Source organism: Pantoea sp. E2023-21 (assembly GCF_051302795.1).
Classification (GTDB): domain Bacteria; phylum Pseudomonadota; class Gammaproteobacteria; order Enterobacterales; family Enterobacteriaceae; genus Pantoea; species Pantoea ludwigii_A.
This window is the reverse complement of sequence record NZ_CP195344.1, coordinates 1,311,827-1,335,964: the sequence shown is the minus strand read 5'-3', so window position 1 is coordinate 1,335,964 and position 24,138 is coordinate 1,311,827. Positions and strand designations below refer to the sequence as shown.

Genomic DNA, 24,138 nt, shown 5'->3' with positions numbered 1-24,138 from the left:
AGTTTCCCGATGACCATTCATGAATTTCAGCCAGCAATGGCTGCGCGTGCGGGAAACAGTAACCTGCTGCTTGATGTAAAAGATTTACGCGTCACCTTCAGCACCCACGATGGCGATGTCACTGCTGTGAACGACCTCAACTTTTCACTGCATGCAGGTGAAACGCTGGGCATTGTTGGCGAATCCGGCTCAGGTAAATCGCAAACCGCATTTGCCTTGATGGGGCTACTGGCAAAAAATGGGCGCATTGGCGGTTCAGCAAAATTCAACGGCGAAGAGATCCTCAATCTGCCGGAAAACAAGCTGAACAAACTGCGTGCTGAACAGATTGCGATGATCTTCCAGGACCCGATGACGTCGCTCAATCCTTACATGCGCGTTGGCGAGCAGTTAATGGAAGTGCTGAAGCTGCACAAAGGCATGAACAGCGCCCAGGCTTTTGAAGAGTCGGTGCGGATGCTAGACGCCGTGAAAATGCCGGAAGCGCGTAAGCGCATGAAGATGTTCCCGCATGAGTTCTCCGGCGGTATGCGCCAGCGTGTGATGATTGCGATGGCGCTGCTGTGTCGCCCGAAGCTGCTGATTGCCGATGAGCCGACCACGGCGCTCGACGTCACCGTGCAGGCGCAGATCATGACCTTGCTGAATGAGCTTAAGCGCGAATTCAATACTGCGATTGTGATGATTACCCACGACCTCGGCGTCGTAGCGGGTATCTGTGACAAAGTGCTGGTGATGTACGCCGGCCGGACCATGGAATATGGGCGTGCACGCGATGTATTTTATCATCCTGCACATCCGTACTCGATTGGTCTGCTAAGTGCAGTACCACGTTTGGATGCCGAAGAGGGCGAGTCGCTGACCACCATTCCAGGCAACCCGCCAAACCTGCTGCGCCTGCCGCAAGGCTGTCCGTTCCAGCCTCGCTGCGCCTACGCCATGGACATTTGCGCCAAGGCACCGCCGCTGGAGCCTTTCGCGGAAGGTCGCTTGCGTGCCTGCTTCAAGCCGGTGGAGGAGTTAGTATGAGCACCGTAGTCGAAGAGAAAAAAGTCCTGCTGGAGATCGCCGACCTGAAGGTGCATTTCGAGATTAAGGATGGCAAACAGTGGTTCTGGCAGCCACCGCACACCTTGAAAGCGGTCGACGGCGTCAGTCTGCGACTGTATGAAGGTGAAACGCTGGGTGTAGTGGGTGAATCGGGTTGTGGTAAATCGACGCTGGCCCGCGCCATCATTGGCCTGGTGAAAGCCACGGAAGGACGCGTCGCCTGGTTAGGGCGCGATTTGCTAGGGCAAAGCCAGGAACAGTGGCGACAGGCGCGCAGCGACATTCAGATGATCTTTCAGGATCCGCTGGCATCGCTCAATCCACGTATGACTATTGGCGATATCATTGCTGAACCGCTGCGCACCTATTACCCAAAGATGCCGCGCCAGGAAGTGAAGGATAAAGTAAAAAGCATGATGATGAAGGTAGGTTTATTACCTAACCTCATCAACCGTTATCCACACGAATTCTCGGGCGGCCAGTGTCAGCGTATTGGTATCGCACGCGCGCTGATTCTGGAGCCGAAACTGATCATCTGCGATGAGCCGGTATCGGCGCTAGACGTGTCGATTCAGGCGCAGGTCGTCAACCTGTTGCAGAAGTTACAGCGTGAAATGGGGCTGTCATTGATCTTTATCGCCCACGATTTAGCGGTGGTAAAACACATCTCCGATCGCGTGCTGGTAATGTATCTCGGGCATGCAGTTGAGCTGGGCACTTACGATGCGGTGTATAACAATCCGCAGCATCCGTATACCCGTGCGCTGATGTCAGCGGTACCTATTCCCGATCCGGATCTGGAGAAGAACAAACAAATCCAGCTGCTGGAAGGGGAGCTGCCATCACCCATCAATCCGCCATCGGGATGCGTGTTCCGCACGCGTTGCCCGATTGCCGGACCGGAGTGCGCGAAAACGCGGCCGCTATTGGAAGGCAGTTTCCGTCATGCGGTTTCCTGCCTAAAAGTCGATCCGCTATAAAAGAAAACGCCGGGCTATTGCCCGGCGTTTTGCTGTCTGCCGCTTACTCGCGCCACAGGATATGGCAGAGCTTGTGATCCTTTTCGCGGCAAAGCAGGACGCGTGCGAACACATCAGTAATCGGCTCGCCGTCAGCTTCACCCAATCCAATCACCACTTCAGCGAAGAAGTCTGGGTTGAGATCGAAATCAACGTGTTCCTGCCAGTCTTCTGCAGGATCAAACAGTTCTGCGCCACCGCGCTCTTCAAACTGCAGATTGAACAGAATAATGTCAGCGGGATCGAGATTGTCGCCAGCCAGCTCAAGAAAAATATCGTAAGCCTGCTCCAGCGTTTCATCTTCAGTAAGGCGATTATTTAAATCCATGGTCATTCCTGCTTGCCCTAAGGCGGTAATATTTTCGCTCGTTTTACAGTAAAGGACTAAAGAAGTAAAACAGTCGTTCAACGATGCGTTGCCACCAGGCACGTTTCGCCCAGCGAGCGCCATCCAGTAAGCGTGAGCGGGCGATGTAATCATCCTGCACGGTGGCGAGATCGCTGCCAAAGCCGTCATCATCAACGACTAAAGTGATCTCAAAGTTAAGCCACAAGCTGCGCATATCCAGATTAACCGTGCCGACCAAACTCAGTTGCCCATCGACCAGCACACTTTTGGTATGCAGTAAGCCATCTTCAAACTGATAAATCCTCACGCCGGCTTCCAGCAGTTCGGTAAAGAAGGCGCGACTTGCCCAGCCTACCAACAGCGAATCATTGTGGCGCGGCACAATAATGCTGACTTCCACACCGCGTAACGCCGCGGTACAAATGGCGTGCAGCAGGTCATCACTCGGCACAAAGTAGGGTGTTGTCATAATCAGTTGCTCGCGCGCGGAGTAAACCGCGGTGAGCAACGCCTGGTGGATCATATCCTCAGGGAAACCCGGGCCGGAGGCGATGACCTGAATGGTATGACCGCTCTCTTGTTCGAAGGGCATGACGTTGCCATCCGGCGCGGGCGGCAGAATGCGCTTCCCGGTTTCTATCTCCCAGTCGCAGGCATAGACAATGCCCATTGTCGTCGCCACTGGACCTTCCATACGTGCCATCAAATCAATCCACTGACCAACGCCCGCTTCCTGTTTAAAGAAGCGCGGATCAACCAGGTTCATGCTGCCGGTGTAAGCGATGTAATTATCAATCAGCACCACTTTGCGATGCTGGCGTAAATCCATACGTCGCAGGAACACGCGCAGCAGGCTTACCTGTAACGCTTCAACCACATCGATGCCAGCATTGCGCATCATATTGACCCACGGACTGCGAAAGAAGGTGACGCTACCTGCGGAGTCCAGCATCAAACGGCAATGCACGCCGCGACGCGATGCAGCCATCAACGATTCCGCCACTTCGTCGGCTAGCCCGCCAGGATGCCAGATATAGAACACCATCTCGATGTTGTGACGCGCCAGTTGGATATCGCGTATCAGCGCGTGCATCACATCGTCGGAGTTGGTCAGCAACTGCAGCTGATTACCTTTTACGCCCGCAATGCCTTGACGATGGCGGCACAAATCAAATAAGGAACGCGCCACGTCGCTGTGTTCAGTGGCGAAGATATGCCGGCACTGCTTGAGATCGTTGAGCCATTTGGCAGTGGACGGCCACATGGTGCGCGCGCGCTCGGCACGCCGTTTACCTAAATGCAGTTCACCAAAGGAGAGATAGGCGATTATACCCACCAGCGGCAGAATGTAGATGATCAGCAGCCAGGCCATTGCCGAGGTGACTGCGCGACGTTTCATCAGAATACGTAGCGTGACACCCGCAATCAGCAGCCAATAACCAAACAGCAGCAACCAACTGATTAGGGTATAAAATGTGGTCATTAAGTGGACGTCCTGTTCGCGCTTTGTTGTGCAAAGTTTACGTGCTGATCACAGGTAGTGAAACCTTTAATCCTGAATGATGTTTCGATGAAGCTTTCGATTTGGTATTTCCCAACAGATCTTTATAATCCCTGCCGAGTTTAGCCTGTCTGAGAGGATGTGATGAGACGCAGTAAAAATGAAGTGGCACGCTGGAGAATGTTACGTCAGGTACACCGTCGTCGTTCTCGTTGGCTGGAAGGGCAGTCGCGTCGCTATAAACGCATTCACACTATTCGTCATCAGGTGGCGCAGCAGCATCGACGCTCCATCCTGTTTATCTCGCAAATGATTTAACGGCTTACGCGGTCATTATGCACCGCGCAACACCAGCATTATATTGACCATTTGCACTGCTGCGGCCAGCACAATCATCATCACGATGTGCTGCCGAGCGTGGCGCCAGCCTTGCCGACGCCATACCCAAAGTGCTCTGCCGATGAGGGTTAATGCCATCACCAGCAGTAAAACTGACTGCCACATAAATTAGAAGACGCGTTTGAATGGCTTAACCGCGACTTTTTCATAAACGCCTGCAGCGATATAGGGATCATCCTTGGCCCATGATTCAGCGACTTCCAGTGAAGAGAATTCGGCGATAATCACGGAACCGGTGAAACCAGCCGGGCCTGGATCGTTACTGTCCACCGCTGGCAGCGGACCCGCAGCAATCAGTCGACCTTCATCCTGCAACAGCTTCAAACGAGCAAGATGCGCGGGACGTACCGAATTGCGTTTTTCCAATGAATCAGCGGTATCTTCCGCATAAATGACGTAAAGCACGATGGGATACTCCCGTTAGACTTGCCGAAATTGCGTGACACGTTAAGTGATCGTTAATCAGAGTGCAAACGAAAGATAAATACGCAGTCATTCAGCGCAATCAGGGTTAAAAAAGGCCTTTCTACGGGCGCTTTTACATCCCTTATTGAAACTGATTGCTATTTGCATTTAAAATCTCCCCTTCACTCAATGAATATGAATGATATGACCACGTTGACTATGCCTTTGCCTACACGTACCCCTATTGCTGTAATTTTATCCGTGATACTTCACGGTTCGTTGATCGCTGGCATTCTCTATGCATCGTTTCATCAGGTCATTGAAGTTCCAAAAGCGTCTCAGCCCATTAGCGTGACGATGGTCGCGCCGGAGGTGCAACCGGAACCCGCACCGGCTGAGGTCACACCGCCGCCGCCAGAACCTGAGCCAGAGCCAGAAGTGGCACCAGAGCCGCCAAAGGTTGAGCCCGTGCCGATTCCTAAGCCAGAACCGAAGCCGAAGCCGAAGCCAAAACCGAAACCAAAGCCAAAGGTTGAGAAGAAAGTTGAACCGAAACCGCGTCAGGAAGTGAAGCCGCAGGAAAATCCGTTTAAACAGGAAGCGCCGACCACGCAGACGCGCCCAACGACAGCACCAAAGGCGAATCCGACCGCAACACCGAGCATCTCTGATGGCCCGAAGGCGATGAACGTCAGCAAGCCTGCTTATCCGGCGCGAGCGTTTGCATTGCGCGTTGAGGGACGTGTGCGCGTGCAGTTTGATGTTGATAGCGAAGGTCGTGTGGATAACGTTGAAATCTTGTCGGCTGAACCACGCAATATGTTCGAACGTGAGGTTAAGCAGGCGATGAAGAAATGGCGCTATCAACCGGGTCGTCCAGGCAAGAACCTGACTATGAATATTGTGTTCCGCATCAATGGCGGCGCCAATATTGAGTAAGCACTCTTGGTTGAGAGGAAAAAAAGCGGTCAGTTGACCGCTTTTTTGCGTTACAGATCGCTTAAATTGCTTCTGCCGGGCGGCAGAGGGCGAGATTGCCCGGTGTTGTCAACGGCGACGTAGACAAATACCGCTTCGGTTGCGCAGTAGGTCTGTCCGATAGGCTCGGACGATACTTTTTTAATCCACACTTCAACATTGATGGTCATAGAACTGTTGCCGGTACGGATGCAGCGCGCGTAACAGCTCACCACATCACCAACCGCCACCGGTTTTAAGAACGTCATTCCGTCCACGCGCACGGTGACGACGCGCCCTTCGGCAATTTCTTTGGCCTTGATTGCGCCGCCCATATCCATCTGCGACATCAACCAGCCACCAAAAATATCACCGTTGGCATTGGTATCCGCTGGCATGGCCAGAGTACGCAATACCATCTCGCCTTGCGGCGACTTATGTTTTTCGTCCATTGCTCAGTTCTTCTGCAGGTGAAGAGAAGCCCGACGCTGTCGGGCGGAGTGGCATTATTTTTGTTCTTGTTGCGGCATCTGTCGCCAGATATACACGCCGCTCAACAGGGTAAAGAGCAGGGTCAGGCCGGTTAGACCGAACACTTTAAAGTTAACCCAAAATTCCTGCGATAACCAAAACGCAACATAAATATTCGCTAAGCCACAGGCAAGGAAGAAGATTGCCCAGGCGATGTTGAGGTTGCGCCAAACGCCTGATGGCAGTTGCAACTCTTTACCCAACATGGTTTGGATAAGCGGTTGCTTCATGAACCACTGACTATAGAGTAGCGCGACGGCAAACAGAGAATAGATAACTGTGACTTTCCATTTGATGAATTCATCGTTATGGAACACCAGCGTCAGGGTGCCAAATACCGCAACCAGCACAAAGGTGAAAATGGTCATTTTTTCCAGCTTGCGGTAAAGCACCCAGCTAACGACCAGCGCCAGGCCGGTGGCAACGATCAATGCGCCAGAGGCGACAAAAATGTCGTACAGCTTGTAGAAAATGAAGAAAACCACCAGGGGAAGAAAATCGAGTAACTGCTTCATAGCGTTTCCAATTAGGGCAGGAGCATTCAGTTATGGCGCTCGGGTGAGCGCCATAACGATTAACGTAACAGCATATACAGCCGGTACAGATAGATAATCAGCACAGCGGAGACCATATTACCCAGCGCGTTCAACACCACGGAGGCGATATTCGCTGGCAGTACGGTCAGTGATGAAAAGAAGAACATCAGCACGATTTTGGCCAGTAGCCACAGTACTATGGCGGGTGCGATAACCTTAATATTCTTCCAGGCGAGACGCATGCTGGCGCGCATGGCGCCAATCACGCCAAGCTTTTCATTGGCAAGAATCACCGGCGCCAGTGAAAACAGGATGGCCAGAATCACGCCGGGCACCATCAGCACCATAAAGCCCAGTTGCACCAGCAGGGTGATCAGGAAGGTTTGCAGCAGCAGCTTAGGCAGGATTGGCGCAGAAGCACCAATAGCGCGCAGCGCGCTGACACGTTGTCCGCCCGATACCATCGGGATCAGGAGCAGCATGCCGCCCAGCAGCAGCGTGTTGCCTACCAACGCTGCAAAGGTGCCAGCAGCGGAGGCACGCAACAAAATACGCTGCTGATCCGGAGACATATTTTGTACCAGCTCAAACAGCGACGATGCGCTGTCATCTGACTGGCTCAACAACGAGAGCTGGTCTTCACCTGGCGTTAACGCGTGGCCGACGATCACAGTAATGAACGAGGTCAGCAGCGCCAGCAGTAAAATAGTAACCAGCTGATGGCGCAAAAAATTTCCTGTGTCACGGTATAACGAGCTTGCCGTGATAGACATGTAAACTCCTTGAAAGAACCGGATTAATTAACCCGGCGATTGTACATGTTCTACTGGCGTGCTGGCACCCGCATTGCGATAACTTTCTGTCATCTCAGGTAAAGAAGGGTTAAAAAGCGCAGGAAGACCGTAGCGAGCACGGGCGCGATCGCAGGCTTCGTTCAGTTCACCGTTCTCGCCGGACATCGAAAACTCCCGACAGGGCGAAGGGCGCTGCTGATAAATGCCGCAGGAGACGCAGCCGCCGACCTCGCCCTGCAGCGCAACACAGCGCGGCTGGCGTTGGTTGGTACCGCGCATATTGCGCATAAACGGGGTTAACGGTTCGGTTAATTCAACCGGAACGGCACCGGCGCCATCATCGGCTTCGGCCCAGTAAAAAGAGACACGGAAGTGCGCGCAGCATGCGCCACAGGTCACGCAAGGATTTAGTGAATCGCTCATCTGATCGCCCGCCACCTCTAAGGCATCGAACCAAAATCACACAGGGAAAAGGTAAAATAATCACGGCGAAAAATTTTCGCAAGCGGACTTTTATTACGCGCTGTAAAGCCAAAATTGATCTGAATCAATCCATTGTTTTTTAAGTGATTAATTTATATTGATGCAGATGATCTTTTACCAAAAAAGGGGTAAATGTTGTGCCGCATTCAACATTGAGACCCATCTTTATTTGGCAAAGGAGTGATTATGAAACTGGCAAAATGCGCACTGCTGATGGCGCTGGCAATTCCGCAACTGGCTCTGGCTCATGAAGCCGGTGATTTCTTTATGCGCGCAGGGAGCGCCACCGTCCGTCCGACCGAAGGCTCTGACAATGTGCTGGGTATGGGCGGCTTTAACGTAAGTAACGATACGCAGTTGGGTTTGACCTTTACCTATATGGCAACGGATAACATCGGCGTTGAGCTGCTGGCTGCAACCCCGTTCCGTCATAAGGTTGGCCTCGGTGCCACCGGAAATCTGGCCACCGTGCGCCAGCTGCCGCCAACTTTAATGGCGCAGTACTATTTCTTTGATAGCAAAAACAAAGTCCGCCCGTACGTTGGCGTCGGTATCAACTACACCACTTTCTACGATGCCAAATTCAATCAAACGGGTGAGGATGCCGGTTTAAGCGACCTGAGCGTTAAAGATTCCTGGGGCATGGCGGGCCAGGTGGGTCTGGATTATCAAATCAACCGCGACTGGATGCTGAATGCATCGCTGTGGTACATGGACATTGATACCGAAGTGAAATTCAAAGCTGGCGGTGAGCAGCAGAACATCAACACGCGTATTGATCCGTGGGTGTTCTTCTTTGGTGCGGGATATCGATTCTGATCGGCAACCAGAAATGAAGCGGGCGACCAGAAGGTCGCCCGTTGTGTTATTTGATCTGCATATTGTTAACCACAGATTTCACGCCCGCTACACTACGCGTGACAGAAACCGCGCGATTTGCCATCTGCGGTGAGCTAACAAAACCGCTCAGCTGAACTTTGCCCTTAAAGGTTTCCACGTTGATTTCCGTGGATTTCAGCGCTTCGTCATTAAGCAGCTGAGCCTTCACTTTGGTGGTGACTACCGTATCGTCGATGTAACCGCCAGTGCCTTCTTTAGTTGCTGTTGGTGCACATGCGCTAAGAGCCAGCGCCATTACCGCAGCCATCATAAATCCTGCAACGACTTTGAAAAATTTCATTGTTTATCTCCCTGTCTTAGATGATGTTTCGCCGCAACGGGGCGGCGCAGTTAATTGTGGTCTGGCGTTGCGAAATCGGCAAATCGCCGCGTGCAAAAAAGATGAAATTAGCTGATTTATGCCATTTATTGATCTCATTGCGGTTTTAGCTGGCCGGAAAAGCGAAGACTAAGGGGGAGATGGGCAGAGGGATGTTTGTGAGGGTAGTAAGGCCTTATCCGCGTCGACGAATAAGGCCCTGAATGCTTTTAGTGGGTGGCCGCTTTCAGGTCGCTAACAAAGGCTTTCAGTTCGCTCAGCAGCGTTGTCGGATCGTTCTGATTACGCTCGATGATTTTCACAATCGCCGAACCGGAAATCGCGCCGGCCGCGCCCGCAGCGATCGCTTCTTTCACCTGGCCAGGTTCAGAAATCCCAAAGCCCTGCAGCGGTGGGGCTGCGTTAAACTCACGCAGTTTTTCGATCAGGTGATGCAGCGGTAGACTGGCACGATTTTCCGACCCGGTTACACCCGCACGAGACAGCAGATAGGTATAACCGCGGCCATGCGCGGCAATTTCACGCAGCAGCGCATCGTCGGCATTTGGCGGACAGATAAAGATCGGTGCCACATTGTGGCGCATCGCAGCCTGACGGAATGGCGCAGACTCTTCCAGCGGCACATCCGCAACCAGCACCGAATCCACAGCGACCGCCTCGCACTGGGCATAAAAGTTGTCGATACCTTTGCTGAACACCAGATTGGCGTACATCAGTAAGCCAATCGGCAGGTCAGGGTATTTCTGGCGTACGGTGGCCAGCATTTCAAAACACTGCGCCACGGTGGTGCCAGAAGCAAAGGCACGCAGCGTCGCACCCTGAATGGTTGGGCCATCGGCTAGCGGATCCGAAAACGGGATGCCAAGTTCGAGTGCATCTGCGCCGCCTTCCACCAGGGTATCGATGATTTTCAGCGACAGTTCAGGAGAAGGATCGCCGAGGGTAACGAAGGGGACAAATGCGCCTTCTTTCTGCGCCGATAGACGTTGAAACAGCTGATTGTAACGTTCCATCAAATCTCTCCCTTGGCTTTCAAAATATCGTGAACGGTGAAGATGTCTTTATCGCCGCGGCCAGAAAGGTTAACCACCAGCAGCTGCTCTTTTTCTGGATTTTCGCGGATCATTTTCAACGCATGTGCCAGCGCATGTGAAGACTCGAGTGCCGGAATAATACCTTCAGCACGGCACAGCTCTTTGAAGGCGCTGAGGGCTTCATCATCGGTGATCGAAACATATTCAGCGCGGCCGATACTGTTTAGATGCGCATGCTGAGGCCCCACGGACGGGAAGTCCAGACCCGCAGAAATCGAGTAGGATTCTTCAATCTGGCCCTCTTCGGTTTGCATCATCGGGGCTTTCATCCCGAAGTAGATCCCCACGCGACCGTGCTTGAGTGGCGCACCGTGTTCACCGGTTTCAATACCGTGACCAGCGGGCTCAACGCCGATGAGGCCCACACTTTCTTCTTCGATAAAGTCAGCGAACATGCCGATAGCGTTCGAACCACCGCCCACGCAGGCTAACACGGCATCCGGCAGGCGACCTTCACGCTCAAGAATCTGCGCTTTGGTCTCTTCGCCAATCATGCGCTGGAATTCACGTACAATGGTCGGGAACGGGTGCGGGCCTGCAGCGGTGCCGAGCATGTAGTGCGCGGTTTCATAGCTGCCAGACCAGTCGCGCAGCGCCTCGTTACAGGCATCTTTCAGCGTTGCGGAACCGCTATGCACTGGAATCACTTCCGCGCCCATCAAACGCATGCGGAACACGTTTGGCGACTGACGTTCAACATCTTTGGCACCCATATAGATGCGGCACTTCATGCCGAGCAAGGCACAGGCTAACGCTGACGCCACACCGTGCTGACCGGCGCCAGTTTCAGCAATGATCTCGTTTTTGCCCATACGCTTGGCCAACAGCGCCTGACCGAGCACCTGGTTAGTTTTGTGCGCGCCGCCGTGCAGCAGGTCTTCACGCTTCAGATACAGGCGGGTTTTGGTGCCTTTCGTCAGGTTGCTGCACAGCGTCAAAGCGGTTGGGCGTCCAGCATAGTTTTTCAGCAGGTCAGTAAACTCGGCCTGAAACTCCGGATCGCGCTGGGCCTCAACAAAAGCATTTTCCAGCTGGCGCAACGCGGGCATCAGGATTTGCGGGACATATTGGCCGCCAAACTCGCCAAAATAGGGATTCAATAGCGTGGTCATTTTTTCATCTTCCTTATTCGGCCCGCGCGGTGGCGGGCAAGCGAAATTAATAGGCGCGCAGCGTGCGGAATACCGCTGCGACTTTGCTGGCATCTTTGATGCCGGGCGCAGATTCTACGCCGGAATTGAAATCGAGGCCGGCACAGCCTTGCTGCGCGGCTTCAACGCAGTTATCTGCGCTCAGGCCACCGGCTAGCAGCACGTTGCTCAAATCCTGGCCTTGCAGCAAGGACCAATTGAAACGTTGGCCAGTGCCGCCCTGGCCGTTATCAAACACGTAGCGATCAACATGCGGCCAGTCGCGTACAGGTAAGTGTTCTTTGATGCTGAGCGCTTTCCAGATTTTTATTTCTGCCGGCAGCGCCTGACGCAGTTCCGCGACGAACGCTTGATCTTCATCACCGTGCAGCTGAACAGCTGCCAGATTCAATGTCGTGGCTTGAGTGACAATGTCACTTGTGCTGTTGTTGCGGAACACGCCAACATACTTCAGCGGGGCGGCTGCCTGTACCACTTGCGCCTGCTCGCGACTGATTTTGCGTGGTGAGCCTTCGGCGAAGATCAATCCACCGTAAATGGCTCCGGCCTCATGCGCGGCAAGCGCATCTTCGGCGCGAGTCAAGCCGCACACTTTGTTATCACCGAGCAATACGCGACGCACGCCAGCAGTCAGGTCGGCTTCTTCCATCAGCGCAGAGCCAATCAGGAAACCGTTAGCAAAGTGGCTCAATTCACGCACTTGCGCATAGCTATGGATGCCTGATTCGCTAATAACGGTCACGCCATGTCCGAGTCGCGGTGCTAACTGGCGCGTGCGGTTCAGGTCGATGGACAGGTCGCGCAGGTCGCGGTTATTGATGCCGACGACTTTGGCCTCCAGCGCAATTGCACGTTCCAGCTCATCTTCATTACTCACTTCAGTCAGCACACCCATTTTCAGGCTGTGCGCCACCGCGGCGAGCTGACGATATTGATCATCATCCAGCACCGACAACATCAACAGGATGGCATCGGCTTGATAATGGCGTGCCAGATAGATCTGGTAGGGATCGATGATGAAGTCTTTGCACAACACCGGTTGAGTAATGGCGGCGCTAACAATCGGCAGAAAATCAAAATCGCCCTGGAAGTATTTTTCATCGGTCAATACCGAAACCGCAGAAGCGTGATGACGATAAACGCCCGCGATGCTCGCGGGATCAAAATCTTCACGAATCAGCCCTTTGGAGGGCGATGCTTTTTTGCATTCCAGGATGAATACGGTACGTGAACCACGCAGCGCATCGTAAAAGTGACGTGCCGCAGGCTGCAAATCGTTTTGGAAAGTGGCCAGCGGCTGCTGTGCTTTGCGTGCCTCAACCCAGATGGCTTTATCTTGTACGATTTTCTCTAAAACAGTGCCCTTAATACTCATCTCATCCTCTCGCTGCCAGAGCGACAACACGCTCGTAGGCTTGCCCGCTGCGAATGGCAGCGATGGCGCGCTGTGCGTTGTCGCGCAAATCTTCATTTCCGAACACTTTCAGTAACATTGCGACGTTCACCGCAACCGCCTGCTCATGGGCGGGCTGGCCTTTACCCTGGAGTAAACGGGTCAGAATGTCACGGTTTTCTTCCGGCGTGCCGCCTGCCAAGGCTTCTTTGTCATGGAAGCCGAAACCGAAGTCTTCTGGCGTCAGCTGATAGCCGGTGATTTCACCATCGCGCAGCTCAGCAACCTGGGTCGGGCTGTGCAGGGCCACTTCATCCATTCCGCCGCCGTGTACAACGGCAGCACGTTGATAACCGAGCACTTTCAGCGTTTGGGCAATCGGCAGCACCAGTTCCGGGCTGTACACACCAATCACCGCCAAAGGTGGCCGCGCTGGGTTAATCAGCGGGCCCAGCACGTTAAAGAGAGTGCGCGTTTTTAACTGCTGACGCACCGGCATCGCGTGACGAAAACCGCTGTGATACTGCGGGGCAAACAGGAAGCAGACGTTAAGATCGTCCAGCGCCTTGCGTGCTTGTTCGGCAGGCATATCCAGATTGATGCCAAAAGCCGCCAGCAAATCGGAAGAACCGGATTTGCTGGAGACGCTGCGGTTACCGTGCTTCGCCACTTTCAAGCCGCAGGTTGCTGCGACAAAAGCGCTGGCGGTAGAGATGTTAATGCTGTTGCTACCGTCACCGCCGGTACCAACGATATCGGCAAAGGTGTAATCCGGACGCGGGAAGGGTTTAGCATCAGCCAGCAGTGCGGAAGCAGCGCCAGCAATCTCTTCAGGACGCTCACCACGAACTTTCATGGCGATGAGCGCAGCGGCTAACTGCGTCGGCTCCAGTTGACCCGTAATAATGGCGCTAAATAGCTGGTGGCTTTCGGCCTGGCTCAGCGTTTCAGACTGATAAAGTTTTTCCAGAATAGTTTGCATCGTAATCTCCCTATTATTTCGCCAGCGCCCAGGCCAACGTCTGTTCTAACAAGCGCGCGCCCTGGGTGGTGAGAATGGATTCGGGGTGGAACTGGAAGCCACACACCCGGTCGGCATCGTGGCGCACGGCCATCACCATGCCGTTGTAGCTGGCATTAACGGTCAATTCGGCTGGCGTATTGCTGCCAACCAGCGAGTGATAGCGCGCCACCGGCAGCGGATTACTCAGGCCTGCAAACATGCCCTCGCCATCATGGGTGATCGAAGAGGCTTTACCGTGCAGGATCTCGCCGGCCTGGCCAACATGCCCGCCGTACGCTTCAACAATCGCCTGATGACCGAGACAGATACCGATAATCGGCAGACGGCCGCGCAGCGCTTGTAGCAGATCCGGCATGCAACCGGCATCTTTCGGCGCACCCGGACCCGGCGACAGCATCAGAATCGGATTTTCCATCTGCTGCAGGCGATCAATCAGTACGTCTGCGGGAACATTGTTACGGTAAATCACCACGTTGTGGCCAAAGGTACGCAGCTGGTCAACGAGGTTGTAAGTAAAGGAGTCGATGTTATCGAGCAGCAGGATATCGGCCATCAGAAAATCTCCTTGCAGTGATGGGCTGTTGCGATAGCACGTAATACCGCACGCGCTTTGTTGCGGCTCTCGTCCGCTTCTGCCTGAGGCTGAGAATCCAGCACCACACCGGCCCCGGCTTGCACGGTGGCCACGCCGTCTTCAACCCACGCAGATCGGATAACGATGCAGGTATCAAGGTCGCCGTTAGCGGTGAAATAGCCGACTGCGCCGCCGTAGCTGCCACGACGTGTGCCTTCTTTCCCGGCAATCAGTTGCATCGCACGCACTTTTGGCGCGCCGCTCAGCGTGCCCATGTTCATGCAGGCGCGGTACGCGTGCAGCACGTCGAGGTCTGCGCGCAGCGTGCCCACCACGCGTGACACCAGATGCATCACGAACGAGTAGCGGTCAACTTTGGTGAGATCGGCAACGTAGCGGCTGCCCGGCACGCAGATACGTGCCAAATCGTTACGCGCTAAATCCACCAGCATCAGGTGCTCGGCCATCTCTTTATGGTCGGTACGCATTTCCAGTTCGATGCGGCTATCGAGATCGCGATCCAGCGAGCCGTCGGCATGACGTCCGCGTGGACGCGTCCCGGCAATCGGGTAAATCTCAATCTGGCGCGAAGTGGCGTCATATTTCAGTGAGCTTTCTGGCGAGGCACCAAACAGGGCGAAATCCTGGTCCTGCATAAAGAACATGTAAGGACTTGGATTGCTGTTTTTCAGTGTGTCGTAGGCGGCCAGTGGAGAAGGGCATGGCAGCGAGAAACGACGTGAAGGCACCACCTGGAAGATTTCGCCGATGCGAATCGCTTCCTGCATTTCACGCACTACGCTGCAATACTCTTCGTCACTCTGACTGGTGCTGAGCGTCATTTGCTCCACGCGCTGTACTGGCAACGCGGGCGCAGCTTGCGTCATCTGGCCGCGCAGTTGTTCAATGCGGCTTTGCAGACGCTGGAACTCGCTGGTAGATGGGCTGAACAAACTCGCCTGCAGGCGTGCGCTACGCTGTTGATGGTCGATCACCAGTAAGGTTTCGGCCAGATAGAAGCAGTAATCCGGGCAACGTTGTTCATTACGCAGTTCAGGCAGGTCTTCAAAACCGGCGACTAAATCATAAGCGAACAATCCACCGAGCAGCATCGCTTCACGCTCTTCTTCTGGGCTGTTAACCAGTTGCGGAATCAGGCGCAGCGCATCGAACACGGAAAGGGCTTTCAGACGGGAATCTTCATCCTGCATACCTTGCGGCTGGGTGAAATGCAATTCGCGGCCGTCGGGGCGCACGTCGATGCGCACTTCTGATGGCAGCGCCTCGTCCAACAGCGGCAAGATGGCGCGACCATTTTCCGACAGCGCTTTGACAGTGACGATGTTGCCCAGCGCACTGATACGCAGTGCGCTATCAACGATAAGCAGGCTTTTCAGGTTCTGTTTGCTGTCGATATCCGCGGATTCAAGCAGCAAAGTTGCTGGACGTGCGCCGCATAATTGATGAAACACTGCGGCCGGATCTTCGCGGTAAGGCGCGGTACCGGTTATCAACTTCAATGTAGGTTTCGCAATAGCCATAATGGATTCTCTGAATTTCGCTCAAAAAAAAGCCCGCTCGGTGGCGGGCTTAGGTATCAATCTGCACTGCGGTTACGCAAGTTGTGCACGACGACGTCGCCCGATAAAGGGATCATCGCGCCACCAACCATTTAAATGCGTACCCAAAATAGCCATGATTAAATACCCGTTACGTGTGAACTTGTGTACTAGTTAACTGGTTCGGGCGAAAAATGTCAATACCCTTTTTCAGCCAGGGGCAAAATCGTTATTATGCTTGCCGGTTTATGCAGTTGCTGGAGTTATCTTGTCAGACATCGCTCGTTTTCCCCTTTACGATTTACACAGCCATACGCTGGCTTCAGACGGCTTATTGACGCCCACTGCGCTGGTGCAGCGTGCCGTTGAAATGAAAGTCGGTGTGCTGGCTATTACCGATCACGACACGGTGGCGGGCGTGGCGGAGGCGCAGGCGGCAGTGGATCAATACGATCTGCCGATCCGCGTGCTGGCCGGTTTAGAAGCGTCGACGTTATGGGAAAATCATGAGATCCACATTGTGGGGCTGAAAGTTGATTGCCATCATCCTGCGCTGATCGAATTCCTCCACCACCAACATCAAACGCGTCAGGATCGGGCACTGCAGATTGCCGAGCGCCTTGAACGTGCGCGTATCCCAGATGCTCTAGCTGGCGCTCAGCGTCTGGCGCAAGGCGGTTTGATCACCCGTGGTCATTTTGCGCGTTATCTGGTCGAGATTGGCAAAGCCGATAACATGGCGCAGGTGTTCAAGAATTATCTGGCGCGTGGGAAAACAGGCTACGTGCCTCCGCAATGGTGTACAATTAAACAAGCCATTGATGCTATTCATCATTCTGGCGGCTATGCCGTTTTGGCGCATCCGGGTCGTTACGGTTTGTCCGCTAAATGGTTAAAGCGGCTGATTGCGCATTTTGCCGACGTGGGCGGCGATGCGATGGAAGTTGCGCAGTGCCAGCAAGCCCCAAACGAGCGCACGCAGCTGGCAACCTATGCGCGTGACAATCAGTTAGCAGGGTCGCAGGGATCAGATTTCCACCAACCTTGTCCGTGGATAGAACTGGGACGCAAGTTATGGCTACCAGGAGGCGTGGAGCCCGTTTGGGAACGCTTCCCTGAGTTGGCGCCCAGCGTTGCTGTTGCAGACAGGTGATATGAGGTTTTTATGAGTCAATATTTTCACATTCATCCCGACAATCCGCAGCCGCGCTTGGTGAACCAGGCCGTCGATTATCTCAACAAAGGCAGCGTGATTGTTTATCCAACCGATTCTGGCTACGCGCTGGGTTGTCGCCTGGAAGAGAAAAATGCCATGGAGCGCATTTGTCGCATTCGCCAATTGGATGGCAATCACAACTTCACGTTGATGTGCCGCGATTTGTCGGAGCTGTCGACCTATGCGCAGGTGGATAACTCCGCGTTTCGCATCCTGAAAAATAACACGCCGGGCAATTACACCTTCATTTTGAAGGCGACCAAGGAAGTACCGCGTCGTTTAATGAATGACAAACGTAAAACCATTGGGCTGCGCGTACCGTCCAATCCGGTGGCGCTGGCGCTGCTGGAACGCCTCAACGAGCCGATGATGTCGACATCGCTGATGTTGCCCGGCAACGATTTTACGGAATCGGATCCTGAAGAGATTCAATACAGTATTGGCAAGCTGGTGGATCTGATCATCGATGGCGGCACGCTGGGTCAGCAGCCGACCACGGTGATCGATCTCACCAGCGATGCGCCGGTGGTGGTGCGCGAAGGCGTCGGTGACACGCGCCCATTCCAGTAATTATGCATGGTCAGGCGTTGCGTTCTGCGTCTGACCAAGATTTGATTCCAGCCATTTTTTAAAATCCCCGTACGGAATATACAGAGAGACATCTTTTAAGATGACTTTCTTACTGCGCACGTTGGATATTTCATGACTGTAACCCACGATGACACCACCAATAGTTTGGTCAGCATTATATACCGCACCACCTGACATTCCCTGGACGACGCCAGCATTAGATGCCATGGCCATGCAAGGTTTTTTATTCCATTTATTGGTGATAGCGGTACGCGCTAAATTAACGCCACTTGATTCCACAGGCATGGCGGAAATAAAGCTGTAACCGTACATTTTAATCGGTTCCCCGATGGCGCCGCTGCGGAATTTAGCCAGCGTTTCCGGACTGTTTTTATGGTAAATAATCGCGACGTCGCAATAAGGATGATAAGCCTTAACGCGTTGCACGGCGGTTTTCGCCACGTGAGCAGCCGTGAGGCTGTATTCTGGTGTCAGAGGAATAGTTGTGCCGAGGATGCCCATACCCAGCACAGTCGGAATGCCTGTCACGCTCATATCGACGTGTTGCATCGCAGTACGACTGTACTCAGTGTGGCCCACGGAACAACCGCTCAGTGCCAGCGCAGCAAGCGCAGGCCAAAGCAGAGAGGTTTTCATGGCTGTGATCTTCATTAAAGCATGTCCGTAAAATCCCTGGTGAAGACTTTCGACATGCGAATTAAATTCATTCCGTGAATGAATAAACGCGTCAGATCCCGCGCGCGCCGGTTTATATTATCAGTGAAATTACACAGTGTTCGTTAATGCTTTGTTATTTGAACGAATATAAATAGTAAATTGAAGCTAAATTATTATGACGACACACTGGATTTCAGGCTTAAATTTTACACGGTTTTTTCTTAAGAACAATTCATCAAATTTAATATTAATCAAAAAATACAAAAATACAGACTTAATCCAACCTGTAGTGCCAATTAACTATCAATTTAGATTTATCACTAAAGTGAGGCTTATTTAAGTCAGTTAAATAGTTTTATATGCTGTTTTTTGCTTTTAACGCAGTTATTGCGTTCGTGAATGATTATAAGCCTGGCAAGCTCTGCTGCTAAGACAGTCGTGAAAGGTGCTAATGTATCAGTGGGCTAAAGTTGGCAAAATGCTCATGCTAAAAAGCTTAGCGGCAAATGGTAATAATTCAGTGACTTGGCAATGTCGAACGTACGGTTAATGAAGAAGATCTATCAATTAGGCGAATGATTAATACTGAACGGTCGAGCGGACGCTCTTTGCCGGGCCATCTATTATCGGCAGCAAAGGAAAAGGTGTTAACAAAACTTGCGTTAGTGTAAAATCGCGGGCCGCCTGAGATTGCACAAGCGATGCGCAGCGGTAACAGATTCTGATATAGGAATTGGTAATCCCTGTATCGCACCTCTTCTTACCACGACGCCTGGGAAGGCCCGAGAATTTAGGCTTAAAATCAATCTGTTACGATTTCCTTGTTAATAAAATCAATGACTTAACAACAACAAGGTCAACGTTATGGGCAACAATTCGGTGTACAACAATCATAAGGCCGTGAGCAACACACCCAAATACACTACGAAACGTGGTGACACTTTCTACATCAACTTTCGTATACCCTCTGGCAAATTCTTTCGCCAATCCTTAGCTACTGACTCGCTTAAAACTGCACAAGCTACAATGTCGCGGTTGTCTGCCTACATTCCTTTAGTGCAATCAGGGCAGATGAGTGAAGAGGATTTCAAACTGAAGATTGTTGACCTCAAGGCGCTGACGAAACGTGATCTTGATAGTTTGCTGTTCAGACTGCTTGAAACCGATCTGCAAGAAGCGGAAAGAATCCCACAACTTGGATCAATCATTAGGGCTGCGGGACTAAGGCCAGTAAATCCGGCAGATACTATAGAAACAGCGGCAGGTTATGCAGGGGCTGTATCAGATGATTTGATCAACGGTCATCCTTTTAGCGAGAACCTGATTAAGTACATGCTTAAGCACGAAGGTTTTGATCCAGATTCTTTGCCACTTGATGTGATGGCGGCTGGTAGCCAATTGAACATGAGCAGGGCGCAACTATACGAAGCCTATCAAGCGTTTTACTCAAAAGACCTGCCAAAGTATCAGCAAATTGTTCAAGGGCTTAAACAGGGGCTTCCTGTTGTTCCTGAAGTGGGTGAACCCAAACTAGTGGCAGAAGATGAAAGTGGATCTCTATCGCTGTCAGATGCGTGGTCAATGTTCGTCAAAGAGAAGGGTAGCCATTGGGTTAAATCAATCGATAGAGAGAACAAACGATTCTTTGAAATCCTTCTTTACATTGTTGGGGATGTACCTGTATCTGTTATCACCAAGCAAGACATCAGGAAGACACTGGAAGTCATCACGGCACTACCTAAGCGCTTTGCACACCCATACAAAACTATGACTCTTCAACAGTGCATCGATCATGATGTGCCGGAGGAAGATTTGCTTAGTAGCGCGATGGTGAAAAAGCATCTGAAGATTTATAGCTCTTTCTTCAAAGTCTTTCTAAAAGATGAAAAAGACGTTCTCACCTTGGCCCCAACAGAGGGGATAAAGTATGAAGTTAAAGAGAACAGAGGCGGCAACTTCTCAGCGCCTGAGATGAAGCGGCTGGTAGCTCACCTGGACGGCCTCACTGATGATAACTGGCGTAAGGCTTACTTCCTTACCTTATGCCATACAGGAGCACGCCGGGGCGAAATTGCAGATCTAAAGGTAAGTCAGTTCCGCACCGATGAACTAACAGGGCGTAGATACATCTTCATTGAAGGCGGAAAGACCGATCATGCCAAACGACAGATCCCGGTTCATAAAAGCATTGAAGGGATTTTAGAAAAGCTAGCTGAAGGTAAAAAACCAACAGACAGACTTTTTCCTAAGTTCCCAGGTTACAAAGAAGTCACTGATGCTTGGGTAACGATTATGCGCCAATGCAATGCACCAGATTACAATGAGAAGGGGCAAAAGAGACGCGTTCACTCGATCCGTCACTCTTTCATAACCAAGGCTTTAGCACATGCACGACCTGTGCAAGTTCAGATTGTAGTTGGCCATAGCCTTACGGAGTCATTAGGTATAACTGCACGGTACACACATGAGCCAACACTTGAAGAATTGCTTCCAGTGGTCGATGGGATTGATTGGAAATGAGTAGACCCGAATACATTTATAAATACCAAAGTTTAAATGTGAACAGCCTGACAAGCCTTAATTCATCCGAATTGTGGTTTTCAAATTTGTTTAACTTGAACGATCCCTTTGAAGCTAACTATGAATTTACGCCAGAATTGATTTTTGGTCATACTTCAAATTTTGCAAATGTTGATGATACTGTTACACGAATGATCAAAAACTCAGCAGTTTGCAGTTTTACCAAGATTTGCCCTACTGATCCTAGACAATTTAAAACCAACACACTGATGTGGTCGCATTATGCTGACCAGTTTTCAGGCATTTGCTTAGAGTTCAAAACAGAAAGCTTGATCTCTTCATTGAATGAAGATAAGCGATTCTCTATTGTGGATGGAGATGTACAATACACTGATTTGATTCATACTTTCAATAATCCGATTGAAGCGTTTGGAACTGATGTTATGTTTAAAAAACACTTTGCTTGGGATTATGAAAATGAATTTAGAATTTTAGTCCATAAAGACCCATTTAATGGTGATGATAGTTACTGCGCTCAAGGGTTACATGGGTATGATCCAAAATCCATCAATAACATTTTTGTTGGTGGGCGTTTAACAATTCCTCAGCTTCAGTTGCTGAATGTAATTGTTAATAAGGTTAATCCTGACGTTGAAGTATTGTCACTTTCAACAAGTAATAAGTATGCATACGGATTAAACTATTTTGATGACCGTGAAGATTTCTAAAAAGGAAAGGTGCCTTGACTGCATCATAGCTGTTAATCTGGTCTAATCTTCATTTCAATAGGGATAGGGAAACTATGACCACTACAAAACAGATCGTCATCAAGTACAGCTTACATGGTGAAGAAAAGGTCGATGCATTCGATTCAGACGGTTACGACAAGATTAACGGGGTATTAGAGTTCCTGGCTGATAAGTATGTACCGGCACAACTCGTTGAGGCACAACCCCGGGGAAGTGAGAGAAATCAGATTGGAAAAAGAAATCTGATTGAGCATGGTGTGAGTAATGTTTCTTATTTCGATGACGAAGACAGTGTTTGGGTAGAGTTTCAAGATCTCGACTTGAGAAACGTTTAATCGTTAGTCTCAAATGTTTTTGAATGGTGGCAGGGCTCAGTCTGAAAAAGGGGCTTAAAGCCCCTTTAATTTAGCGTAGATAGCGGTCAAATAGTGATTTGAACAAGGCATTCAAAGCTACTTTACTGATCCAGATTAGAGGAAGCAGGTAAGGCTTTGGTTTGCCGTTTCGGTCAAACAAAATCGAATGTAATCGCATTGGTATACCTCACAGCGACTTTACATGGGACCGAATCTGCCACTACAATGCTATTGTCTTATTTCGGATAGTGGCAGATCGGCAACGATAACGCTTCTTCTGAAAACACCTTCAAGGTGTGGGAAAAGCTGGGAGCATTGCAGTGCTTTCCAGCTTTTTTCTTTTCATAATCTCTCCTGTCTGTCTCAACGGTTTAACTCCTCTTTTTAAACTTTCTCACATGCAATTTACCTGTGTCGAGCTGTCACAATGACTATTTGGAATTTTGATAATTTTTTATCCACAGGCTAAGGCGTCAATGTGATTAAGTCTGTGGGTAATCATTATGTAGTGGCTCTTGATGAGGTCTAACCGCAACATGCATGTATTTTATCCTGTCACATCAATCTAACAAGTATTGATTTTCACTAAAAAATGGCTCACGCCGCTGGTTAAAATCCTAAATCCGCACCCGATAAGGCTTGCAATTAGTGTCAACCGCTAAGCACTTTTTTTTCACTTTATGTTTAAAGGCGCTTTTCTTATGCAAATGGAGGGTATTTGACGGATCTAGAAGGGATTTTTGCAAACGAAAATTAGGATTTGAGCTTCTTTACATTAAAATTTTATAAGACTTTGACCTATTCAAATCGAAATTAATCTTCTGTCTCAAATGACATAGCCGCCTTGCAATCCTGGCTTGCTGGAACCTCAACAGAACGGGTTATGTTATGCCCTGTGTAAATGCATAGGGCAGTTCTCCCATTCTCCACACGCTCAACATCAGTTAGCGTTACTTGCACGGCTAATGCATTGAAGCTGATGAAGATGAATACAAGCACAAGTGATCTAATCATTTTCAATTTTCTCCATTTTTTCCTTAATCCATTTAACCAATACAATTATAGCGACACCAATAGCCGCACCTCTGATGAAGGCGAATTCGCCGGGGAACAACTTCGCGGCAACTATGGCACATCCAAACATAACCCCAATCAAGTAAACGAAATAAGCAGCATTTTTGAAGGCTAATTTAGGATTGATAACCGCCTGCCAAACCAGATAGATAAGGCAACCACAGCCAAAAACTTGTAAGAAAAGTGCAGCTAATGGGCTTATAGGGTACATGTCTTCATCTCTAAAGCTGGTAAGTGTGATAACTGGCATTGACATCATCCTGACGGATGTCTAAGTAAGTCTCAGTGACACGAATAGAACTGTGATTCAGCATCTTGCTAACTAAGGCGATGTCTTTTGTATCTTCGTAAATGATACGTGCGCGGGTTTTCCTGGCGCTGTGTGTGCCAACGTTGCGGGAATCACCACAGACTTCTTCACCCGCTGCTTTGAAAGCACGGCTGACGGCTTCACGTGTCACCGGCTTTGCTGCACCCTTCACACGGTTAGACTTGCTCTGGAACAAGAACACATCATCAGGGTTAACCTGGCGGCGCTTCTCGATGATTGAACGGGCAACATCGTTGATCTCGATTGTCTTAACCTTACCAGGTTTCGCAGGCTGATCGCCTTTGGCCTTCCGCGCTGTTTTCTGTTCGTTCAGGCGCAATACATTTCCTTTCACATCGTCGAACTTGAGCGCCAGTAAGTCAGAGATGCGTAGCGCCATGTTGAGATTCAAGCGCCACACATCAGCGTAAGTATCTTGACCGTTGCGGCGTAACACCTTTTCGATCAGTCCGGCTTGTTCTGCTGTCACAGCGTTAACTTTCATCTTCTTCACCCCGCTTAGGTCACGTTACGGAAAGTAGTATTGATCACTAAGTTGATCATTTACAACAACTTTTTAGATCATTATTTGATGATTAAACCCTATTAAAAGCGATTAAATTTCAA

Annotated in this window: 26 protein-coding genes, 1 pseudogene and 1 other annotated feature; of the genes and pseudogenes, 10 read left to right on the top strand and 17 right to left on the bottom strand. The window is 50.9% G+C overall.

Annotated elements, in window-relative coordinates; genetic code table 11:
- Positions 1 to 9: 9 nt before the first annotated feature.
- The gene (locus ACRQ84_RS06345) at positions 10 to 1,029 is read left to right on the top strand and encodes an ABC transporter ATP-binding protein (protein WP_064738834.1); all 1,020 of its coding nucleotides are present in this window, start codon (positions 10 to 12) and stop codon (positions 1,027 to 1,029) included.
- Complete coding sequence (gene oppF / locus ACRQ84_RS06340; protein ID WP_258143413.1) at positions 1,026 to 2,030, top strand: murein tripeptide/oligopeptide ABC transporter ATP binding protein OppF; 1,005 nt, start codon at positions 1,026 to 1,028, stop codon at positions 2,028 to 2,030. The genes ACRQ84_RS06345 and oppF overlap by 4 nt, the downstream gene beginning before the upstream one ends.
- Positions 2,031 to 2,073: 43 nt before the next feature.
- Here the strand turns inward: oppF and ACRQ84_RS06335 are convergent, their stop codons facing one another.
- Complete coding sequence (locus ACRQ84_RS06335) at positions 2,074 to 2,403, bottom strand: HI1450 family dsDNA-mimic protein (protein WP_196761379.1); 330 nt, start codon at positions 2,401 to 2,403, stop codon at positions 2,074 to 2,076.
- Between the two features lie 37 nt (positions 2,404 to 2,440).
- Positions 2,441 to 3,901 carry a cardiolipin synthase gene (cls, locus tag ACRQ84_RS06330; protein ID WP_483817514.1) on the bottom strand — a complete coding sequence of 487 codons (1,461 nt, stop codon included), beginning with the start codon at positions 3,899 to 3,901 and terminating at the stop codon, positions 2,441 to 2,443.
- Positions 3,902 to 4,063: 162 nt separating this feature from the next.
- Here cls and ACRQ84_RS06325 point away from each other — a divergent pair, with 162 nt between their 5' ends.
- Complete coding sequence (locus ACRQ84_RS06325) at positions 4,064 to 4,237, top strand: YciY family protein (protein WP_155726381.1); 174 nt, start codon at positions 4,064 to 4,066, stop codon at positions 4,235 to 4,237.
- A gap of 15 nt (positions 4,238 to 4,252) precedes the next feature.
- Here ACRQ84_RS06325 and ACRQ84_RS06320 read toward each other — a convergent pair whose 3' ends face one another.
- The gene (locus ACRQ84_RS06320; RefSeq protein WP_196762327.1) at positions 4,253 to 4,423 is read right to left on the bottom strand and encodes a hypothetical protein; all 171 of its coding nucleotides are present in this window, start codon (positions 4,421 to 4,423) and stop codon (positions 4,253 to 4,255) included.
- Between the two features lie 3 nt (positions 4,424 to 4,426).
- On the bottom strand, positions 4,427 to 4,723 hold the full coding sequence (locus tag ACRQ84_RS06315) for a YciI family protein (RefSeq protein ID WP_007892393.1): 297 nt from the start codon (positions 4,721 to 4,723) through the stop codon (positions 4,427 to 4,429).
- 204 nt (positions 4,724 to 4,927) lie between these two features.
- On the opposite strand from ACRQ84_RS06315, the gene tonB reads away from it, so the two are divergent.
- Entirely contained in the window at positions 4,928 to 5,662 is a 735-nt protein-coding gene (tonB, locus tag ACRQ84_RS06310) for a TonB system transport protein TonB (protein ID WP_483817513.1), read from the top strand.
- A gap of 50 nt (positions 5,663 to 5,712) precedes the next feature.
- Here tonB and yciA read toward each other — a convergent pair whose 3' ends face one another.
- Genes yciA through ACRQ84_RS06290 form a run of 4 tightly spaced genes read right to left on the bottom strand, consistent with a single transcriptional unit; the run spans position 5,713 to position 7,964 of the window.
- Positions 5,713 to 6,132, bottom strand: a complete 420-nt coding sequence (gene yciA, locus ACRQ84_RS06305; protein WP_007892397.1) for an acyl-CoA thioester hydrolase YciA — start codon at positions 6,130 to 6,132, stop codon at positions 5,713 to 5,715.
- Between the two features lie 54 nt (positions 6,133 to 6,186).
- Positions 6,187 to 6,726 (bottom strand): septation protein A, encoded by a 540-nt coding sequence (locus tag ACRQ84_RS06300; protein WP_008106564.1) that lies wholly within the window; start codon positions 6,724 to 6,726, stop codon positions 6,187 to 6,189.
- Between the two features lie 59 nt (positions 6,727 to 6,785).
- A complete protein-coding gene (locus tag ACRQ84_RS06295) occupies positions 6,786 to 7,520 on the bottom strand; it encodes a YciC family protein (RefSeq protein ID WP_064738830.1) in 735 nt (244 codons plus the stop codon).
- A 27-nt stretch (positions 7,521 to 7,547) separates the two neighbouring features.
- The gene (locus ACRQ84_RS06290) at positions 7,548 to 7,964 is read right to left on the bottom strand and encodes a YkgJ family cysteine cluster protein (protein ID WP_483817512.1); all 417 of its coding nucleotides are present in this window, start codon (positions 7,962 to 7,964) and stop codon (positions 7,548 to 7,550) included.
- Between the two features lie 246 nt (positions 7,965 to 8,210).
- On the opposite strand from ACRQ84_RS06290, the gene ompW reads away from it, so the two are divergent.
- A complete protein-coding gene (gene ompW / locus ACRQ84_RS06285) occupies positions 8,211 to 8,843 on the top strand; it encodes an outer membrane protein OmpW (RefSeq protein ID WP_483817511.1) in 633 nt (210 codons plus the stop codon).
- 46 nt (positions 8,844 to 8,889) lie between these two features.
- On the opposite strand, the gene ACRQ84_RS06280 is transcribed toward ompW, so the two are convergent.
- From ACRQ84_RS06280 to ACRQ84_RS06255, 6 genes and pseudogenes are all read right to left on the bottom strand, one after another.
- The gene (locus ACRQ84_RS06280; RefSeq protein WP_064738827.1) at positions 8,890 to 9,204 is read right to left on the bottom strand and encodes a BON domain-containing protein; all 315 of its coding nucleotides are present in this window, start codon (positions 9,202 to 9,204) and stop codon (positions 8,890 to 8,892) included.
- Between the two features lie 248 nt (positions 9,205 to 9,452).
- Positions 9,453 to 10,256 (bottom strand): tryptophan synthase subunit alpha, encoded by an 804-nt coding sequence (gene trpA, locus ACRQ84_RS06275; RefSeq protein ID WP_483817510.1) that lies wholly within the window; start codon positions 10,254 to 10,256, stop codon positions 9,453 to 9,455.
- Positions 10,256 to 11,449 carry a tryptophan synthase subunit beta gene (gene trpB, locus ACRQ84_RS06270; protein WP_007892408.1) on the bottom strand — a complete coding sequence of 398 codons (1,194 nt, stop codon included), beginning with the start codon at positions 11,447 to 11,449 and terminating at the stop codon, positions 10,256 to 10,258. Before trpB ends, trpA begins: the two co-directional genes overlap by 1 nt.
- A gap of 46 nt (positions 11,450 to 11,495) precedes the next feature.
- Positions 11,496 to 12,857: a bifunctional indole-3-glycerol-phosphate synthase TrpC/phosphoribosylanthranilate isomerase TrpF gene (gene trpCF / locus ACRQ84_RS06265; RefSeq protein WP_483817894.1), complete on the bottom strand. Its 1,362-nt coding sequence runs from the start codon at positions 12,855 to 12,857 to the stop codon at positions 11,496 to 11,498.
- A gap of 7 nt (positions 12,858 to 12,864) precedes the next feature.
- A pseudogene (gene trpD / locus ACRQ84_RS06260) lies at positions 12,865 to 14,458 on the bottom strand (bifunctional anthranilate synthase glutamate amidotransferase component TrpG/anthranilate phosphoribosyltransferase TrpD).
- Complete coding sequence (locus ACRQ84_RS06255) at positions 14,458 to 16,020, bottom strand: anthranilate synthase component 1 (protein WP_483817509.1); 1,563 nt, start codon at positions 16,018 to 16,020, stop codon at positions 14,458 to 14,460. Before ACRQ84_RS06255 ends, trpD begins: the two are co-directional and overlap by 1 nt.
- Before the next feature lie 23 nt (positions 16,021 to 16,043).
- Positions 16,044 to 16,152: a sequence feature (Trp leader region), on the bottom strand.
- 154 nt (positions 16,153 to 16,306) lie between these two features.
- Here ACRQ84_RS06255 and rnm point away from each other — a divergent pair.
- Complete coding sequence (gene rnm / locus ACRQ84_RS06250) at positions 16,307 to 17,191, top strand: RNase RNM (RefSeq protein WP_483817508.1); 885 nt, start codon at positions 16,307 to 16,309, stop codon at positions 17,189 to 17,191.
- A 12-nt stretch (positions 17,192 to 17,203) separates the two neighbouring features.
- Positions 17,204 to 17,824: an L-threonylcarbamoyladenylate synthase gene (locus ACRQ84_RS06245; RefSeq protein WP_007892417.1), complete on the top strand. Its 621-nt coding sequence runs from the start codon at positions 17,204 to 17,206 to the stop codon at positions 17,822 to 17,824.
- Here the strand turns inward: ACRQ84_RS06245 and ACRQ84_RS06240 are convergent, their stop codons facing one another.
- Complete coding sequence (locus ACRQ84_RS06240) at positions 17,825 to 18,481, bottom strand: serine protease (RefSeq protein ID WP_196762325.1); 657 nt, start codon at positions 18,479 to 18,481, stop codon at positions 17,825 to 17,827.
- An 885-nt stretch (positions 18,482 to 19,366) separates the two neighbouring features.
- Here ACRQ84_RS06240 and ACRQ84_RS06235 point away from each other — a divergent pair.
- From ACRQ84_RS06235 to ACRQ84_RS06225, 3 genes are all read left to right on the top strand, one after another.
- Positions 19,367 to 21,022, top strand: coding sequence for a tyrosine-type recombinase/integrase (locus ACRQ84_RS06235; protein ID WP_483817507.1), 1,656 nt, complete (start codon positions 19,367 to 19,369; stop codon positions 21,020 to 21,022).
- A complete protein-coding gene (locus ACRQ84_RS06230; RefSeq protein WP_483817506.1) occupies positions 21,019 to 21,750 on the top strand; it encodes a DUF2971 domain-containing protein in 732 nt (243 codons plus the stop codon). The genes ACRQ84_RS06235 and ACRQ84_RS06230 overlap by 4 nt, the downstream gene beginning before the upstream one ends.
- Before the next feature lie 74 nt (positions 21,751 to 21,824).
- The gene (locus ACRQ84_RS06225; protein ID WP_483817505.1) at positions 21,825 to 22,106 is read left to right on the top strand and encodes a hypothetical protein; all 282 of its coding nucleotides are present in this window, start codon (positions 21,825 to 21,827) and stop codon (positions 22,104 to 22,106) included.
- A gap of 1,027 nt (positions 22,107 to 23,133) precedes the next feature.
- On the opposite strand, the gene ACRQ84_RS06220 is transcribed toward ACRQ84_RS06225, so the two are convergent.
- Both ACRQ84_RS06220 and ACRQ84_RS06215 read right to left on the bottom strand, forming a co-directional pair.
- On the bottom strand, positions 23,134 to 23,451 hold the full coding sequence (locus tag ACRQ84_RS06220) for a hypothetical protein (protein ID WP_483817504.1): 318 nt from the start codon (positions 23,449 to 23,451) through the stop codon (positions 23,134 to 23,136).
- Positions 23,423 to 24,016, bottom strand: a complete 594-nt coding sequence (locus tag ACRQ84_RS06215) for a tyrosine-type recombinase/integrase (RefSeq protein WP_483817503.1) — start codon at positions 24,014 to 24,016, stop codon at positions 23,423 to 23,425. Before ACRQ84_RS06215 ends, ACRQ84_RS06220 begins: the two co-directional genes overlap by 29 nt.
- Between the last annotated feature and the right edge of the window lie 122 nt (positions 24,017 to 24,138).

What these genes read in the sequence shown, in the direction of transcription:
- ACRQ84_RS06345 (WP_064738834.1), top strand. Translation starts at nt 10, where the DNA reads ATGACCATTCATGAATTTCAGCCAGCAATGGCTGCGCGTGCGGGAAAC.
- oppF (WP_258143413.1), top strand. Translation starts at nt 1,026, where the DNA reads ATGAGCACCGTAGTCGAAGAGAAAAAAGTCCTGCTGGAGATCGCCGAC.
- ACRQ84_RS06335 (WP_196761379.1), bottom strand. Translation starts at nt 2,403, where the DNA reads ATGACCATGGATTTAAATAATCGCCTTACTGAAGATGAAACGCTGGAG.
- cls (WP_483817514.1), bottom strand. Translation starts at nt 3,901, where the DNA reads ATGACCACATTTTATACCCTAATCAGTTGGTTGCTGCTGTTTGGTTAT.
- ACRQ84_RS06325 (WP_155726381.1), top strand. Translation starts at nt 4,064, where the DNA reads ATGAGACGCAGTAAAAATGAAGTGGCACGCTGGAGAATGTTACGTCAG.
- ACRQ84_RS06320 (WP_196762327.1), bottom strand. Translation starts at nt 4,423, where the DNA reads ATGTGGCAGTCAGTTTTACTGCTGGTGATGGCATTAACCCTCATCGGC.
- tonB (WP_483817513.1), top strand. Translation starts at nt 4,928, where the DNA reads ATGACCACGTTGACTATGCCTTTGCCTACACGTACCCCTATTGCTGTA.
- yciA (WP_007892397.1), bottom strand. Translation starts at nt 6,132, where the DNA reads ATGGACGAAAAACATAAGTCGCCGCAAGGCGAGATGGTATTGCGTACT.
- ACRQ84_RS06300 (WP_008106564.1), bottom strand. Translation starts at nt 6,726, where the DNA reads ATGAAGCAGTTACTCGATTTTCTTCCCCTGGTGGTTTTCTTCATTTTC.
- ACRQ84_RS06295 (WP_064738830.1), bottom strand. Translation starts at nt 7,520, where the DNA reads ATGTCTATCACGGCAAGCTCGTTATACCGTGACACAGGAAATTTTTTG.
- ACRQ84_RS06290 (WP_483817512.1), bottom strand. Translation starts at nt 7,964, where the DNA reads ATGAGCGATTCACTAAATCCTTGCGTGACCTGTGGCGCATGCTGCGCG.
- ompW (WP_483817511.1), top strand. Translation starts at nt 8,211, where the DNA reads ATGAAACTGGCAAAATGCGCACTGCTGATGGCGCTGGCAATTCCGCAA.
- ACRQ84_RS06280 (WP_064738827.1), bottom strand. Translation starts at nt 9,204, where the DNA reads ATGAAATTTTTCAAAGTCGTTGCAGGATTTATGATGGCTGCGGTAATG.
- trpA (WP_483817510.1), bottom strand. Translation starts at nt 10,256, where the DNA reads ATGGAACGTTACAATCAGCTGTTTCAACGTCTATCGGCGCAGAAAGAA.
- trpB (WP_007892408.1), bottom strand. Translation starts at nt 11,449, where the DNA reads ATGACCACGCTATTGAATCCCTATTTTGGCGAGTTTGGCGGCCAATAT.
- ACRQ84_RS06255 (WP_483817509.1), bottom strand. Translation starts at nt 16,020, where the DNA reads ATGGCTATTGCGAAACCTACATTGAAGTTGATAACCGGTACCGCGCCT.
- ACRQ84_RS06245 (WP_007892417.1), top strand. Translation starts at nt 17,204, where the DNA reads ATGAGTCAATATTTTCACATTCATCCCGACAATCCGCAGCCGCGCTTG.
- ACRQ84_RS06240 (WP_196762325.1), bottom strand. Translation starts at nt 18,481, where the DNA reads ATGAAAACCTCTCTGCTTTGGCCTGCGCTTGCTGCGCTGGCACTGAGC.
- ACRQ84_RS06235 (WP_483817507.1), top strand. Translation starts at nt 19,367, where the DNA reads ATGGGCAACAATTCGGTGTACAACAATCATAAGGCCGTGAGCAACACA.
- ACRQ84_RS06230 (WP_483817506.1), top strand. Translation starts at nt 21,019, where the DNA reads ATGAGTAGACCCGAATACATTTATAAATACCAAAGTTTAAATGTGAAC.
- ACRQ84_RS06225 (WP_483817505.1), top strand. Translation starts at nt 21,825, where the DNA reads ATGACCACTACAAAACAGATCGTCATCAAGTACAGCTTACATGGTGAA.
- ACRQ84_RS06220 (WP_483817504.1), bottom strand. Translation starts at nt 23,451, where the DNA reads ATGCCAGTTATCACACTTACCAGCTTTAGAGATGAAGACATGTACCCT.
- ACRQ84_RS06215 (WP_483817503.1), bottom strand. Translation starts at nt 24,016, where the DNA reads ATGAAAGTTAACGCTGTGACAGCAGAACAAGCCGGACTGATCGAAAAG.